A 15,180-nucleotide genomic window follows, 5' to 3' on the forward strand; every position below is an offset into this window, starting at 1 on the left:
TATTACGGTTAATAATAAATTTGGGTATGCGTAAATGAAAAAACTCCTCTCGAGTTTCTGAAAATTTTCAGAACCCTCGAGAATGAGTTGTTTTTTATTTTGTTTTTAAAGAATGTCAAAGCAACTATTTGATTTGACTTTCAAAAAAAAGATTTTAAAAAAATTACTTTATTACATTTCGTTCAAATCGTTGAACTCGTGTAAAGATTTCAATGTACTTTCGTAGAACAAAATTGCAGCGATTAGATTTCCTTTATCAGAGTAAGGCATCATCTTTCTTTGGAATTCTACTGTAGTATCCAAAAATGTTGAAGTACCTACTGCCTGAGCATCTAATACTTTTTTGTGTTCAGAATCGTCTGGAATACCTAAGTCTGCCATAGTAACACCCGGTTTAGTAACCAAAGCGATGTAAGGGAGAGTTTTAACTAATACTTTGATACGCTCGATGTACAATTCCAAAAGTTCTCCCTTTTGCATACCACTTAATTCTTTTTGATCATGGTATTTTCGGATAAGAGCAGTTGTACTAATAATACTTCTCGGTGCGTTTTTAGCTTGTGCTGAAACAGCCGCAGTAGTTAAGATAAAAAAAGCACTAAATAGAATAATTTTCCCTTTCATAGATTCTTATTTTATAATTGGTTGTTGATAAAAACAAAAATATATAAATTAACTTAATTAACAACTGCAACTCCTTTTTTTTTCAAAAAAAAACCTTAAAAAAACCTTAAAAACCAGTCTTATGTCGGGAAAATGTGCGTTTTAACGTGCTTTTTGTTAAAAATGTTAATTAAAAAATCGTAAGATATTAACTATAAAAGATTAAAAATTGACTCATTAAATAATCAAAAAAAACCTACGTTTGTCGGATTTCGAAAAAAAATATTAACAAAAACATCTTGATATTTACTCACTTGGAGATATTTATTAACAAAAATTTTGCAAAATTGCTCCAAAAAAAATCCAAAAAACGTTCCAAGTCTTCGTTGCAAAATTTTAAAAATAAAGCTCCGAAATAATCTCATTCGGAAAATTTTAGACTACACATTTTCTTCTATCTTTGCGCAATGCAATTTTCTCAAATTTTAGGTCAAGATTACATCAAAAGCCACTTGATAAAAAGTGCTGCTTCTGGTAGAATTCCTCATGCACAATTATTCGTTGGTCCAGAAGGAAGCGGCACATTAATAACCGCCATTGCTTATGCCCAATATATTTTGTGCAGCAATACCGGAGATGAAAATTCAAACGGAAACGATTCCTGCAATCTTAAGTTTGACAACCTGTCTCATCCCGATCTGCATTTTATTTACCCAACCGTTACAACCGAAGATGTAAAAACAAAACCAAAAAGTTTAGATTTTATTCAGGATTGGCGAAGCTTCATTCAAGAAATGCCCTACGGAGGTTTATTCGATTGGTATAAAATTCTGGGAGTTCAAAACAAACAAGGAGAAATTCGTGTTGAAGATGCGCAGGAAGTTTTAAAGTCGCTTTCGCTAAAATCTTATGAAGGCGGTTACAAAATCATGATTATTTGGATGGCTGATAAAATGAATATTGCAGCTTCCAACAAACTCCTAAAACTTCTGGAAGAACCTTCAGACAAAACGATGTTTATTCTAATTTCTGAAAATGAAGAAGATATTATCCAAACCATACGTTCGCGCTGCCAGGTAATTCACTTTAACGGACTTCCGGAAAAAGTAATCGCCGAAGCTTTGGTCGCCAAAGAAAATATAGATCCAAATCTGGCAAAAAAAATTGCGCATCAAGCGCAAGGAAATTTTAGTAAAGCGCTTCATCTCTTAAAAGAAGACGATGATGATCTTCCGTTTGAGCAATGGTTTGTTAATTGGGTTCGCGCCGCTTTTAGAGCAAAAGGAAATGCCGCAGCTATTCAGGATTTAATTTCGTGGAGTGAACAAATTGCTGGTCTGGGTCGCGAAAGCCAGAAAAAATTTATTCAGTATTGTATTGAAATGTTCCGACAAGCTTTAATGCTGAATTATCAAACGCCAAGTTTGGTTTATATCGAACCGAAAGTGGATAAATTTAAATTGGAGAATTTCGCTCCTTTCGTAAATGGAAATAACATTCACGAAATATTTAAGGAACTTTCAGATGCAATGTATCATATTGAAAGAAATGGAAATGCAAAAATAATCCTAACAGATTTATCGATCAAATTGACTCGTTTAATTCATAAAAAATAATTCATAATGAACAATGTTGCCTCAATTTTACTTTTAGCTTTTCTGGCTTTAACTTTTTTACAATCGGGTTACGAGAAAATTTTTTACTGGAAAGATAATGTAGCTTGGCTAAAAGAACACTTTGCCAAAACTCCATTAAAAAATCAGGTTCCGCTTGCACTTATGCATTTATTAATTTTGGAATTAATTTCTGGAATTTTATGTGTTGTTGGAGGAATTCAATTATTTACAAATAACGGAAGAGATTTTGGTTTTTACGGAGCCATATTTTCATGTATCTGTTTGCTAATGATGCTTTTCGGACAAAGACTTGCAAAAGATTACGATGGTGCGAGAACCATTGTTATTTATTTTATACCAGCTGTTATGGCTGTTTATTGGTTGAACTAACAATCAATTTTTTTTTAAAAAAGCTACTAATTTCACTGAATAAAAGGATTAAAAAATCTTTGATAATTATTGAAATCTGTGGCAAAAAATAAATTTATTATTCAAAAAAATGAATCCAAAACATCCTTCAGAATCTTTAACTATCTTAACTGATTTAGTTTTACCGAGCGAAACAAATCCTTTAAACAATCTTTTTGGCGGTGAATTATTGGCCAGAATGGATCGTGCAGCAAGTATTGCAGCCCGCAGACATTCGCGCCGAATTGTAGTAACAGCTTCTGTAAATCACGTTGCTTTCAACAGAGCAATTTCGCTTGGAAGCGTTGTAACTGTAGAAGCAAAAGTTTCAAGATCATTCAAAAGTTCGATGGAAGTTTTTATTGACGTTTGGGTTGAAGACCGCGAATCTGGAAACAGAACAAAAGCCAACGAAGCCATTTACACTTTCGTTGCTGTTGATGATACCGGAAGACCAGTTGAAGTTCCAGCAATTGTACCAGAAACCGAACTTGAAATTCAGCGTTTTGATGCCGCACTTCGTCGCAAACAGTTGAGTTTACTGCTTGCTGGAAAAATAAAACCTTCTGATGCTACAGAATTAAAAGCTTTATTTTTATAATAAAAGTTGTGACAATTTGGAACAATCAAACTCCAAAAAAAGAACTAATTTTACAAAATCTAAAAAAGGTAAATATATATAAAGAAGTTTTTTCTTACTTTTGGTTGGGTAACTAAAAAAATAATAATTAAGATAATTAATATAAAAAGATGAGTTCAGACAAAGAAGCCAAATTAAAAGCGCTACAATTAACGCTTGATAAACTTGACAAAACCTACGGAAAAGGAACCGTAATGAAAATGGGCGATAGAGCCATTGTAGAAGTAGAAACGATTTCTTCTGGCTCATTAGGTGTAGACTTAGCTCTTGGAGTAAACGGATATCCAAAAGGAAGAATTATCGAAATATATGGTCCAGAATCTTCTGGAAAAACAACTTTGACGCTTCACGCCATTGCAGAAGCTCAAAAAGCAGGTGGTATTGCTGCGTTTATCGATGCGGAACATGCATTTGATAGAAATTATGCCGAAAAATTAAATGTTGATATCGAGAACTTAATCATTTCTCAACCAGACAACGGAGAGCAGGCTTTAGAAATTGCTGAAAACCTTATTCGTTCTGGAGCTATAGACATAGTTGTAATTGACTCTGTTGCAGCTTTAACTCCAAAAAGTGAAATTGAAGGCGAAATGGGAGATTCTAAAATGGGTCTTCACGCACGTTTGATGTCTCAAGCTTTGAGAAAACTTACTGGAACTATCAGCAAAACAAATTGTACCGTTTTCTTTATCAACCAGCTTCGTGAAAAAATTGGTGTTATGTTCGGAAATCCAGAAACTACAACTGGAGGTAACGCACTTAAATTTTACGCTTCTGTTCGTTTAGATATTCGTCGTTCTTCTCAAATAAAAGATGGTGAAAATGTAATTGGAAACAGAACTAAAGTTAAAATTGTTAAAAACAAAGTAGCACCGCCTTTTAAAACTGCAGAATTCGACATTATGTACGGAGAAGGAGTTTCTAAAACTGGTGAAATCTTAGACCTTGCTGTTGAATTTGATGTTGTTAAAAAAGCAGGATCTTGGTTTAGCTACGGCGATACAAAATTAGGTCAAGGTCGTGATGCTGTTAAAGCTTTAATTAAAGATAACCCAGAACTTGCTGATGAACTGGAAGTTAAAATTAAAGACCATATAAAAGAATTGGCTAACGCCTAAAATACAAGTCATAAAAAGACTATTAAAAAGCCGAGAGAATTTACATTCTCTCGGCTTTTTTTGTTTTTTAAAATAAAATGAATTTTTAACGCAACCTTTTTACCAAACATTCATCTATTAAAAAAAACAGTTTTCAATTTGGTACTGCCATATATCAATTTGGATTTTTTTTTAGAATTTACATTGGTTGGTTATTTGATTAAAAACCCGTTAGCATTCTTCATCTGACGGGTTTTATCAAATTTTTTTAAATTTTGACGCAACCTTTTTAAATTTCTACATCTATAATAATGTGACATTAACTTGAGTTTATTAAACTAAACTCTTTATTATCAACCATTAATATTTTAACCATGAAAGAAAAAATGGAATTGTTGTACAGTAAAAACCGAAGAAAAACCAAATTAAGATTTAAAAAAGTATTGCGTTTTATTTCAGAAAAGATAATTCACAGATAATAACTTTTGAATAAAAATAGGGGGTTTTTAATTCAAAGAAAAGCCGGTAGATTTAATCAATTTACCGGCTTTTGTATTTTACATAATGTTTTTATGGTTATTTCTTAAAATCTACTAAACCATTGTAAATTATTTCTCTAACTTTTTCCCTTAATTCTTTTCTATTATCGCTTGTCAAACCATTTGTTTCTATAAATGGTAAAATTCTAACGCGCATTTTTCCTGGACTTCCGCTCAAAAACGTGTATGAAAAACGTTCTTTGTTGTCTGGAAAAACAATTGGCACAATCGGAATTTGATGATCTATAGCCAAACGAAAAGCGCCATCTTTAAATTCATCCAACAAAATGCTTTCATCGTCTGGAACTCCTCCCTCTGGGAAGATACAAATACTTAAACCTTGATTTAATCTGCTTTGAGCTCTTTTAAAAACCTCATTTTTACTCTTAGACGAATTTCTGTCCACCAAAATGCAAGTTCTTTTATAGAAAAAACCAAAAAGTGGAATCTTAACCAATTCTTTTTTTCCAACAAAAACAAAAGGATTTTTAATTAAAGCCAGCATAAGCATGATATCCGTCATTGAGGTATGATTGGCCACTATCATGTAACTTTTGCCTTTAATGAGCTTCTGATCGCGTTTAACGATGTAATAAAACCCCATTCCTAAAAGGATAAATTTTGCCCAAATACGAGCCATTCTAAAAAAATACGGGTATCCTTTCTCTGACAAGATAGAAATAACGAGAAAAGGAAACATAATCAGTATCGGAATTGCCATCAAAATGTAAAACCAAATACGCCAAAGAATCCAAAAAGCAATTTTAAATATTTTCATAGTTTCAAATGTAAGAAAGAGAAATCAATTCTGATCAAATAATTTTTATGGCACATATAAAAATATCTGTAAGCTATATTACGCGGAGATCGCTGAGTTTTTTTCGCAGAGGTCGCTGATAATTTTTGAGAAAATACTTTGCATGAGTTCACAAAGATTCGACTTATTTCTATTCTCATTTGGCCTTTAAAATTTTACGGAAAAAACTCTGCGAACTTTTGCGCAAAGTTATTATTTTTGAATGAAAATCTGCGTTAAAATTTTAAATTCGCTCAGCAATCTTCAAAAAAACTGAAAACTCAGCTATCTCCGCGAAAAAAACTCAGTGCCCTCCGCGTAACTAACAAACAATAAACATTCCTATAAAAAATTTCTTCACGTTACTTAGCCGTTAAAAAAAACATTCCGACATTTGCATTTCAGAAAAAACGAGAATGGCAAAAATACTTACTGGTGTTCAAAGTACAGGAACACCGCATTTAGGAAATTTATTAGGAGCAATTATTCCGGCAATTGAGTTATCAAACAATCCAGCAAATGAATCTTATTTGTTTATTGCCGATTTGCATTCAATCACTCAAATTAAAGATGGGAAAACTTTAAGAGAAAACACTTATAGCACCGCCGCAGCTTGGCTTGCTTGTGGTTTAAATCCCGACAAAGTTACTTTTTACAGACAATCTGATGTGGTTCAAACTACAGAATTAACTTGGTATTTGAGCTGTTTTTTTCCATTTCAAAGATTGACATTAGCGCATTCTTTCAAAGATAAAGCAGATCGTTTAGACGATGTTAACGCTGGACTTTTCACATATCCTATGTTAATGGCGGCTGATATTTTATTGTATGACGCCGAATTTGTTCCTGTTGGAAAAGATCAGTTGCAACATTTGGAAATCACTCGTGACGTTGCGGCTCGTTTCAACCACCAAATGGGCGAAACTTTTGTTCTTCCTGAAGCAAAAATTGAAGAAAACATCATGTTGATTCCAGGAACAAACGGAGGAAAAATGAGTAAATCTGCCAACAACATCATCAATATTTTCTTGGACGATAAAACTTTGCGCAAGCAAGTTATGAGTATCGAAACGGATAGTACTCCGCTAGAAGATCCAAAAAATCCAGATACTTGTAATGCTTTTGCAATTTATTCTTTGTTAGGAACAGAAGAGCAAATCGCAGAAATGAGAGCGAATTATCTTGGCGGAAATTACGGTTACGGCCACGCAAAACAAGCTTTGTTTGAATTGATTACAGAAAAATTCAAAACTGAAAGAGAAAAATATAACTACTACATCAACAACCTTGAAGAGGTAGACGCGTTATTGAAAAAGGGCGCTTCAAAAGCTTCTGTAATTGCTGATGGTGTTTTGGCGAAAGTTAGAGAAGTTCTAGGATTTTCGAAATAATAAAAATCTTTAGCTTTAAAATATAGAAACGCTGATCAAATTCTGGTCAGCGTTTTTTTATAAATTATAATTGTTTTGTTCTTATTAAATTTTGTAACTTAAACTATATTAATAAGTTAAACTATAAAAAGATGGATAAGTATATTGAAGATTATAATGTTTCACCGTATTTGTTTCAAATCCTGAATATCATATTCGGCTTATTACTGATTTATATTTTATACCGATTGTACAGGCATTTTAAAAGAAAATAAATATATAAGATTTTCTGCGTTAAATTGATTCAAAAAGTTTTCCAGGAAGTGGCCTTATAACGCCTTTTAACTCCATTCCAATCAGAATTCCAGAGAGTTTAAAAATTGGGATTTCACATTCAATTGCAATTAGATCTAATAATTCCTTTCCGTTTTTCTGAAGAAAATCATAAACTTTTTGTTCCAGCGGTTCCAATTCCATAAAAAGCTGTTTCTGAATGTTTTTGGGTTTTTCTTTGATATCCCAATTCAGCATATAAATCAAATCGGCTGCACTTGTCAACACATTTGCTTTCTGAGTTTTAATCAAATTATTACAACCTTGACTGTACTTATCGGTCACTCTTCCAGGAACTGCAAAAACGTCGCGATTGTATTCGTTGGCCATATTTGCGGTTATTAAAGATCCTCCTTTATCGGCAGATTCAATGACAATTGTCGCTTCCGTCATTCCCGCGACTATGCGATTTCGGCGAACGAATTTCTCTTTATCCGGATTTGAATCACTCCAAAATTCCGTAATAAATCCGCCATTTTCTTCCATTTTTGCCATGTACTTTTTATGCGTTCGAGGATAAATCTGATTCAGTCCGTGAGCCAAAACTCCTATAGTCTGCAAATTATGATCCATAGCTGCTTGATGTGCTACTATATCAACGCCATAAGCAAATCCGCTAACTATTATTGGATCTAAAGGAGCTATTTCTTCTATCAATTTTCTGCAGAAATCTGTTCCATAAGAAGTAATCTGTCTAGTGCCGACAATGCTAATTACCTTTTTGTTTTTAAGATCAAAATTTCCCGCCGTAAAAAGTAAAATTGGAGCATCAAAACAATGTTTAAGGCGTTCTGGATAACTTTCATCCTGAAAAAAAGAAACCTGAATCTTATTGTTTTTAATGAAAGATAATTCTTTGTCCGCTTTTTCAAAAATAGTTTTGTCCTTCAAATTCTTCAATATAACGGATCCAATGCCATCAACGGCAGCCAACTGAGAATTTTTAGCCTTAAAAATATCCGAAGGACATCCAAAAGAATGCAATAATTTTTTGCCTAAAACATCACCCACTCCATCAACTTTCAATAAGGCAAGTAAACTAAATAAATCCTGATCGGTCATATTTTTAAAACATTATGTAAAATAGAAAAAATAATTTTACTTTTTTGAGGCGCAAATATCATTAAAACAAAGTAATTTCTTAATAAAATTAAAGTATATTTTTCAAGCATCAGAGAAATCAACGAAAAGAAAAGAGTTAAATAATTGAAAACGAATTGTATAAAAATAATTCTCGATTGTTAATAAAAATTGTGAATAAAATTTTGATAACTATACACGTTGCATAACTTTGTTGATATGAAAATCGAAGTATATATCTCACAGTTATTGTATCGTTATCAGTGTGTAACGGTTCCAGGATTTGGTGCATTTTTAACCGAAACTCACTCGGCGCAGCTAAATGAAAGCACTAATTCGTTTTTTCCTCCAAAAAAGACCATTTCTTTCAACAGTCGTATCAAAAATAACGACGGTTTGTTGGCAAATCATATCGCTCAAGCTGAAAAAACATCTTACGGTTTTGCAGTTAGCGCAATTGCTTTTGAGGTTTTGAATTGGAAAAAAACGTTGGAAGAAGGAGGCGTAATCCTTTTTAAAAATATTGGAGAATTGCGTTTGAATTCTGAGAGCAATATTATTTTCAAACCAAACGATCAGACAAATTATCTTCCAACTTCTTTTGGTTTAAGCCCTTTCGTTTCTCCGATGGTGAAAAAAGAGGTTTTCGAGAAAAAAATCGAAAAGATCGCAGCAAAAGAAAAAGATGCTGTTTTAATATACGAAAATGAAGAAGAAAATAAATCTTCAAATCCGTTCTTGCGCTATGCTGCAATTCTAGTTTTAGGACTTGGAATTACAGGAAGCATCGGTTATCCTTTATACCAAAATCAAATTGATAATCAAACACTTGTTGTAGAAAAAGCAGTTCAGAAAAAAGTGCAAAACAAAATTCAAGAAGCAACATTCTTTATCAAGAGTCCGCTTCCAGCTGTAACTCTTTCTGTAGATTCTGTTGCTGTTGAAACTGAAGAACCAACAATGCCTTATCACATTATGGCAGGTGCTTTTAGAAGTGAACAAAATGCAAAAAAGGCTTATGACCAATTGATAAAAGATGGTTTCAAAGCTAGAATGCTAAAAGAAAACAAACACGGTTTATTTCCTGTTTTGTACGGAAGTTTTGCTACAATGAAAGAAGCCGAACAAGCTCAAAAAGAAATACAAAAAGGCGAAAATCCACAAGCTTGGATTCTGGTCGAAAATCTATAAGATACTTTTAATCCTGTTCGAAAGAGCAGGATTTTTTTTTGTCTTATATTGATATTTAAATAGCTTTCATAAGAAATAAATCATGTGCTTTAAGTTTACTTTTGTCTAAATTTTTAATTATGAAAAAAGAAGAAAATTTCGATAACTTTCCCCAAATAGGTGCGGTTTTGGCATCCAATATGATTTTTGATGAAAACATGTTACCTAGATTTTTATATCGTGAAAAAAGATCTAGACCAGAAGACAGTGGCTGGCGAATTTTTACAGGTTTTGAATCTGAAGAATATACCGCCGATTCTAATAATATTGGCATTTACAATCCATCAACAATATTAAAAGTTGATCCCTCATTAGCAGATATTTTTATGAAAGGAATAGGTTCTGTATTTGAAAAAAAGGAAGATAATTCAGAGTGGTATAAAGTCAATGATTTTGAATTAGAAGACGACTACATGACATCCCATAAATTAACCGAGGAATGGAAAATTGAAATCAATAATCTTTTTGAAAGATCAATTGAAGAAGACGGAACTTTGTACTATACAACTGGCGATAAATCTATTAGAATTTCTATTTGGAATTCTGATCTAAATAGAGAAGCTCTTTTTCAAAAATATAAAAAAGACGTTGAAAATCGAGATCAGACAAAATCTGAAACATTGAAACAATTTGAATTTTGTGATTCTGAAGTCTCTAGAATTGGATATTTAATAGAAGAAACTGGTGGAGATAAAACTTATAATTTGATTTTTGGTTTTTCTATAGTAGATCTAGAAGTAATACAAACTGCATTTTATTTTGATGAGAAAAGTGATTTAGAATGGGCAATTTCTACCTGGAAAAATATTAGTTTCAACGGCTAAAATATTGTAATAGAAATTGTTCCACGTAAAACCTTTTTATTAAAAGTTGGTATTTTCATCAAATAAGCTTTTTGTCTTATTCTATCATTCTTAAAACTTTTTCGTCCATTATTTGAAAATTTATTCAAATACATTAGTCGTTTAAATTTAAGCAATCATGAATAGAATCTTTAAAAACTTAGCTTTTGTCTCACTAATATTAACTTCACAAGCTTTTTTCGCCCAGCAGACACAAAACAATTCAGATCAAGAAATTGAATGGAAAAAATCTCAAATTCAAGTACAACAAATTCTAAAAGAAAATCATAAAAAATTGGATGATAGAATTGATATTCTCAAAAGAGAGCAAAAGGAATTAGAAATCAAAAAGAAAAATTTATCCAAAGCTGAAAGCAATTTAAAATCAACAAAAGAGAAAATTGAAAAGCTGGAAATAATTAATCAGAAAATCGAAAACAAAATCGTAACAAATTCATTTTCTGAAGAAGAGCTTCAAAAGCAAAAGATAAAAACCAAAGAGAATGAAGTTGCTATTCAGAAATTAAAATTGACGCAAATGACTCAAGAAAAAGAACTTGATAAAGCTCTTTCTGCCATTTAAAACAAAAAGCCCGATTCTAAACGAATCGGGCTTTTTGTTTATCGTGAAACAATTTTGGCTTTCTGAGATAAGATTTCTTTTCCTGATTGATAAACCATCAAAATTGCGGGCGGAGAATCTTTTTCTCCTAAAAGGATGAAATGACATTCGTATTTGAAATTTCCCTTTTTAAATTCATAGTGATGATTTCCTCCTGTTCCGTCAGCAACGAAGACGCCTTTTTCGATTACAAGATCTGGAGTTTCTGTCATTTTTTGTTTGATTGACCACGAAGCATAACGATAATTATCATTTCCTAAATCGTCAATTCTAATTCTAAATTTTGAAGTTTCAAGAATTGCGACAGGTTCTTTAAAATTTGAAAGTGAAGCATTTACACTTTTTTTCTGGTTCGCGATTAATTGGTTTTTCAACTTCAGCTCTTCCTCCGATTGGTTATTGATGCTGATAATTCTTCCATCTATGTCGATCCACATGTCGCCTCGATTTAGCATGATGCCGCGCCAACCTACTTCAGACCAGTCTTTTGCAGGATCTGATTTTGTTATCTTTTCAATCAAAACTTTATCAAAAATTTGATTATATCTTTTTACAAAATCTGCTTTATCCTTAACCGAAGGAATTGGATAATCTCGCTTAAACGGAAATTTTATGCGTTTTGCAATTGCTTCTTTATCGCCGGTTTTTACTTCAAGAATAAATTTCGAAATAAACTTTTGATATTCTGGTCTCAAATCTTGCGCATTCAGAAACGAAGAACTAAAAACCAAAACTATCAGCAATATTTTAAATATTTTCATGTCAGAAATAATTTAATGTGTTAGTAATTAGAATTTTGAAAAAAGAAAACAATGTTTCACGTAGGACGTACAAAAAATTAATTGATACTTGCTTTGAACATTTTTAGCTCATCCCAAGTGAATTCATCTCCATATTTTTCTTTCAAGGGACCCAAAGATTCTTCTTGATAAAACTGGAACGCTTCTCTCAAAGCCAAAATTTTATCGTAAGGCAGAACATCGGTAATTTCGATTTTCTTCGATTGAATCAATTTTATTAAATGTCCCTCAATAGTCGGAACACTTAATTTACGCATTCTTGCAATATCTTCAACCGAATTTTTATCCATCCACAAATCGTATGTTTCTTCGACTGTCGTTTTTTTAGCCGTTTTTAGCGCGTTTTTCTCTGTCTTAGGTGATTTGTATCGAACAACAGGTTCTTCTGTTCTAAAAATGTCTGTATTTGTTGTTTTAAGCTCCTCCCGAATCCTTTCTGCTTTGTTGCTTTTGTAATTTTTAATATTTGACGACGTCAACTTTTCTTTACTGATTTCTTCGCCAGCTACAACAACTTCGATCAATAATTTGGCTTTCATCAAACGCAAAACGGCTTTGGTCTGAAGATCTTCCAAAAAATTAAGTTCTTCATAAAACTCTTTTACTTTTTTAAATTTCTGAATTTCAGCTATTTTATAAATCAAATCATCCACCAATTTGTCCATCGCTTTGAAGAAATAATCGTAGGCCGCATCTACCCTTTCTTTCACAAAAAACAAATCGACCGTTTCTTTGATGAAAATTTTATTGAGTTGCGCAATGAATTTCTGTGAAGGATCTAAAAGCTGTTCGATAATTTCCATTCGCTTATTTGCCCAAGCAACATACTTCGTTTTTTCTGAACCTGCCGCATTTTCGTTGTAACTAAAACGATGATTTCTCCATTCTTGCGCTAATTCACCCCAATTAAAACTGTTTATCAAATAGTTGTGAATAAAATTTTTGGTTTCGAAGTGAAGCGCCTTCTCTAAAGTTTCTTCCGTTGCTCTGTTCAAAGCGTAATCCATCACATCTTGATCGTTGGAAATACCATTCATTCGCATCGGAGAAAGCAAAATAAGCCCGTCTAACGAACGCAAACGCGAAAGTGCCACATAGGCTTGCCCCGGCAGAAAAACTTGCGATACATCAAGCGCTGCTTTATCAAAAGTTAAACCTTGGCTTTTGTGCACTGTAATTGCCCAGGCAAGTTTGATCGGATAATGTGCAAAGGTTCCCAAAACTTCTTCTTCGATGTCTTTTGTTTCTTCGTTGACTTTGTATCGAATGTTTTTCCATTCGTACTTTTCAACTTCAAGCGTCATGTTTTCTTCTGGAAAGTGAACAAAGATTTCTTCGTCAGAAAGCGACTTGATTAAGCCCATTTTTCCATTGAAATATCTTTTCTCAAAAGACAGATCATTTTTGACAAACATGATTTGCGCTCCGACTTTCAATTTCAATTCTTCTTCAACAGGAAAAATCTTTTCGGGAAAGTCTCCAACTACAAACGGCGTATAAACGTATTCTTTACCATCTAAATCATTGATTGATTGTGAGTTGATAGAATCTGCCTTTGCATTATGTGTCGTCAGCGTGATATACCCTTTGTTCTCTTTGAAGTCAAAATCAGGCTTAACATACTGATTTAGAATAGTTATATCCTCTGAAGTGATCTGATTATTTCTCAAATTGTTCAAAACCGAGATAAAGGCATCATCGGTCTGTCGGTAGATTTTTGACAATTCGATATAAATCGGCGGATACGTTTGGAGAACATGAGAATGGAAAAAGAATTTTCCGCGGTAATAGTTTTTCAGCGTTCGCCATTCTTCATCACGAATAACCGGCGGCAACTGAAGTAAGTCTCCAATAAACAAAACTTGGACTCCGCCAAACGGCTGCGTATTTCTTCGAACGGTTTGCATCATGAAATCGACTGCATCCAACAAATCGGCACGCATCATACTGACTTCGTCAATAACCAGAAGCTCCATGTTTTTGATTACATTTCGCTTGACGTTATTCATTTTGAAATGACGGCGAAGCGATTCTTTGTTTTCAAACTTTACTGTTTCTGTAAATTGCGCACTCGCATCGTACGACGGAATAAACGCAGAAAACGGAAGCTGGAACATGGAATGAATAGTCACGCCACCAGCATTCAAAGCTGCTATTCCAGTTGGTGCTACGACCACAGTATTTTTATGCGTTGTCGCGATAATTTCGCGTAAAAGTGTAGTTTTTCCAGTACCTGCTTTTCCCGTAAGGAAAATAGATTTCTGAGTCTGATTGATGAATTGTAAAGTATAAGCTGCCGCTTCTGAAACGTTCTGCATTGGGCTTGTATTAAAAAAATAAAATTACCGCATTTTTATAAAAAGAAAAAACCTAAATCGCAGTGGATTTAGGTTTTCAGTAATTTAGTTAGTTTGGTAGTTTTATTTTTTAGCTTCGCCTTCTTTTGTTTCAGCTGCTGGTTTTGCATCTGTTTTTGGCTCTGCTTTGTATTTGTCGTTTAATGCTTTTACAATCTCTTTTGTGATATCGTATTTCTCTTCAGCATACAAGATTGATGCAGCATCTCCAGTTCCGTAGATGTAAGAGTAACCGTTTTTCTTTCCGTAGTCTTTAATGAATTTTTTAACTCCACTAACAAGAGAATCCATTTCAACACCACTTTCTTGTTGCAATTGTTGTGCTAATGCTTGTTGTGCATAACCTAATTGCTGCTCTTTTTTTTGCAATTCAGCACCTTTTTGCTGTGCCCAAGCTTGACCGTTTGCTTGTGCTTGACTTTGAAAATTAGCAGCCTCTTGTCTAAAACGTGAAATCTCAGCTTGTAATTGTCTACCTTTTTCTTCCGCTTGAGCTTTGTACTTTGCCTCTAAATCTTTTGCCTCAGTGTATTCTTTCATCAAAACCGAAGTATCCACGTAAGCTGTTTTTACTTCCTTTACCTCTGCTGTTTTGTTACAAGAAACTGCGAAAACTGAAAGTGCGATAATAACTAATGCTTTTTTCATTTTTTTTAAATTCTATTTTTTAAGTATTGAAGACAAAAATATAAAAAAATCAATAGCATCAGCATAAAGTTTAAAAAATGCGCAAATTTTATGATATTGTTTTTATTTATCGAAAAAATAATAGCAATAATTCAACTTTATAGCAAATTTTAAGCTGTTTTTTTCAACTTTTCAAATCAAAAAAAGCTATTTCTTCATA

Annotated in this window: 14 protein-coding genes; 8 read left to right on the forward strand and 6 right to left on the reverse strand. The window is 33.0% G+C overall.

The genetic code is table 11. From position 1 onward, the window contains the following. Nucleotides 1-171: 171 nt before the first annotated feature. The gene (locus QLQ96_RS04865) at nucleotides 172-624 is read right to left on the reverse strand and encodes a hypothetical protein (protein WP_482495143.1); all 453 of its coding nucleotides are present in this window, start codon (nucleotides 622-624) and stop codon (nucleotides 172-174) included. 446 nt (nucleotides 625-1,070) lie between these two features. On the opposite strand from QLQ96_RS04865, the gene QLQ96_RS04870 reads away from it, so the two are divergent. The 4 genes from QLQ96_RS04870 to recA all read left to right on the forward strand — a co-directional run bounded on the left by QLQ96_RS04870 (nucleotide 1,071) and on the right by recA (nucleotide 4,385). Next, a complete protein-coding gene (locus QLQ96_RS04870; RefSeq protein WP_482495145.1) occupies nucleotides 1,071-2,219 on the forward strand; it encodes a DNA polymerase III subunit in 1,149 nt (382 codons plus the stop codon). Between the two features lie 6 nt (nucleotides 2,220-2,225). Beyond that, nucleotides 2,226-2,609, forward strand: coding sequence for a DoxX family protein (locus QLQ96_RS04875; protein ID WP_482495147.1), 384 nt, complete (start codon nucleotides 2,226-2,228; stop codon nucleotides 2,607-2,609). A gap of 109 nt (nucleotides 2,610-2,718) precedes the next feature. After that, nucleotides 2,719-3,228 carry an acyl-CoA thioesterase gene (locus tag QLQ96_RS04880; RefSeq protein ID WP_111284243.1) on the forward strand — a complete coding sequence of 170 codons (510 nt, stop codon included), beginning with the start codon at nucleotides 2,719-2,721 and terminating at the stop codon, nucleotides 3,226-3,228. 149 nt (nucleotides 3,229-3,377) lie between these two features. Further along, entirely contained in the window at nucleotides 3,378-4,385 is a 1,008-nt protein-coding gene (gene recA / locus QLQ96_RS04885) for a recombinase RecA (RefSeq protein WP_482495149.1), read from the forward strand. Between the two features lie 555 nt (nucleotides 4,386-4,940). On the opposite strand, the gene QLQ96_RS04890 is transcribed toward recA, so the two are convergent. After that, complete coding sequence (locus tag QLQ96_RS04890; protein ID WP_482495151.1) at nucleotides 4,941-5,681, reverse strand: lysophospholipid acyltransferase family protein; 741 nt, start codon at nucleotides 5,679-5,681, stop codon at nucleotides 4,941-4,943. 434 nt (nucleotides 5,682-6,115) lie between these two features. Here QLQ96_RS04890 and trpS point away from each other — a divergent pair, with 434 nt between their 5' ends. Continuing rightward, nucleotides 6,116-7,090: a tryptophan--tRNA ligase gene (gene trpS, locus QLQ96_RS04895; protein ID WP_482495153.1), complete on the forward strand. Its 975-nt coding sequence runs from the start codon at nucleotides 6,116-6,118 to the stop codon at nucleotides 7,088-7,090. 273 nt (nucleotides 7,091-7,363) lie between these two features. On the opposite strand, the gene dprA is transcribed toward trpS, so the two are convergent. Beyond that, nucleotides 7,364-8,464, reverse strand: a complete 1,101-nt coding sequence (dprA, locus tag QLQ96_RS04900) for a DNA-processing protein DprA (RefSeq protein ID WP_482495155.1) — start codon at nucleotides 8,462-8,464, stop codon at nucleotides 7,364-7,366. 237 nt (nucleotides 8,465-8,701) lie between these two features. Between dprA and QLQ96_RS04905 the strand changes: the two genes are divergently transcribed. From QLQ96_RS04905 to QLQ96_RS04915, 3 genes are all read left to right on the forward strand, one after another. Then, nucleotides 8,702-9,673, forward strand: a complete 972-nt coding sequence (locus QLQ96_RS04905) for an HU domain-containing protein (protein WP_482495157.1) — start codon at nucleotides 8,702-8,704, stop codon at nucleotides 9,671-9,673. Nucleotides 9,674-9,792: 119 nt separating this feature from the next. Then, the gene (locus QLQ96_RS04910) at nucleotides 9,793-10,536 is read left to right on the forward strand and encodes a DUF2185 domain-containing protein (protein ID WP_482495159.1); all 744 of its coding nucleotides are present in this window, start codon (nucleotides 9,793-9,795) and stop codon (nucleotides 10,534-10,536) included. Nucleotides 10,537-10,693: 157 nt separating this feature from the next. Further along, the gene (locus tag QLQ96_RS04915; protein WP_482495161.1) at nucleotides 10,694-11,137 is read left to right on the forward strand and encodes a hypothetical protein; all 444 of its coding nucleotides are present in this window, start codon (nucleotides 10,694-10,696) and stop codon (nucleotides 11,135-11,137) included. A gap of 38 nt (nucleotides 11,138-11,175) precedes the next feature. Here QLQ96_RS04915 and QLQ96_RS04920 read toward each other — a convergent pair whose 3' ends face one another. From QLQ96_RS04920 to QLQ96_RS04930, 3 genes are all read right to left on the reverse strand, one after another. Further along, nucleotides 11,176-11,937 carry a hypothetical protein gene (locus QLQ96_RS04920; RefSeq protein ID WP_482495163.1) on the reverse strand — a complete coding sequence of 254 codons (762 nt, stop codon included), beginning with the start codon at nucleotides 11,935-11,937 and terminating at the stop codon, nucleotides 11,176-11,178. A gap of 77 nt (nucleotides 11,938-12,014) precedes the next feature. Then, nucleotides 12,015-14,294 (reverse strand): helix-turn-helix domain-containing protein, encoded by a 2,280-nt coding sequence (locus tag QLQ96_RS04925; protein WP_482495165.1) that lies wholly within the window; start codon nucleotides 14,292-14,294, stop codon nucleotides 12,015-12,017. Between the two features lie 102 nt (nucleotides 14,295-14,396). Beyond that, nucleotides 14,397-14,981: an OmpH/Skp family outer membrane protein gene (locus QLQ96_RS04930; protein WP_482495167.1), complete on the reverse strand. Its 585-nt coding sequence runs from the start codon at nucleotides 14,979-14,981 to the stop codon at nucleotides 14,397-14,399. Nucleotides 14,982-15,180 lie beyond the last annotated feature (199 nt).

It is taken from the genome of Flavobacterium sp. B167r (assembly GCF_056824315.1).

What these genes read in the sequence shown, in the direction of transcription:
- QLQ96_RS04865 (WP_482495143.1), bottom strand. Translation starts at nt 624, where the DNA reads ATGAAAGGGAAAATTATTCTATTTAGTGCTTTTTTTATCTTAACTACT.
- QLQ96_RS04870 (WP_482495145.1), top strand. Translation starts at nt 1,071, where the DNA reads ATGCAATTTTCTCAAATTTTAGGTCAAGATTACATCAAAAGCCACTTG.
- QLQ96_RS04875 (WP_482495147.1), top strand. Translation starts at nt 2,226, where the DNA reads ATGAACAATGTTGCCTCAATTTTACTTTTAGCTTTTCTGGCTTTAACT.
- QLQ96_RS04880 (WP_111284243.1), top strand. Translation starts at nt 2,719, where the DNA reads ATGAATCCAAAACATCCTTCAGAATCTTTAACTATCTTAACTGATTTA.
- recA (WP_482495149.1), top strand. Translation starts at nt 3,378, where the DNA reads ATGAGTTCAGACAAAGAAGCCAAATTAAAAGCGCTACAATTAACGCTT.
- QLQ96_RS04890 (WP_482495151.1), bottom strand. Translation starts at nt 5,681, where the DNA reads ATGAAAATATTTAAAATTGCTTTTTGGATTCTTTGGCGTATTTGGTTT.
- trpS (WP_482495153.1), top strand. Translation starts at nt 6,116, where the DNA reads ATGGCAAAAATACTTACTGGTGTTCAAAGTACAGGAACACCGCATTTA.
- dprA (WP_482495155.1), bottom strand. Translation starts at nt 8,464, where the DNA reads ATGACCGATCAGGATTTATTTAGTTTACTTGCCTTATTGAAAGTTGAT.
- QLQ96_RS04905 (WP_482495157.1), top strand. Translation starts at nt 8,702, where the DNA reads ATGAAAATCGAAGTATATATCTCACAGTTATTGTATCGTTATCAGTGT.
- QLQ96_RS04910 (WP_482495159.1), top strand. Translation starts at nt 9,793, where the DNA reads ATGAAAAAAGAAGAAAATTTCGATAACTTTCCCCAAATAGGTGCGGTT.
- QLQ96_RS04915 (WP_482495161.1), top strand. Translation starts at nt 10,694, where the DNA reads ATGAATAGAATCTTTAAAAACTTAGCTTTTGTCTCACTAATATTAACT.
- QLQ96_RS04920 (WP_482495163.1), bottom strand. Translation starts at nt 11,937, where the DNA reads ATGAAAATATTTAAAATATTGCTGATAGTTTTGGTTTTTAGTTCTTCG.
- QLQ96_RS04925 (WP_482495165.1), bottom strand. Translation starts at nt 14,294, where the DNA reads ATGCAGAACGTTTCAGAAGCGGCAGCTTATACTTTACAATTCATCAAT.
- QLQ96_RS04930 (WP_482495167.1), bottom strand. Translation starts at nt 14,981, where the DNA reads ATGAAAAAAGCATTAGTTATTATCGCACTTTCAGTTTTCGCAGTTTCT.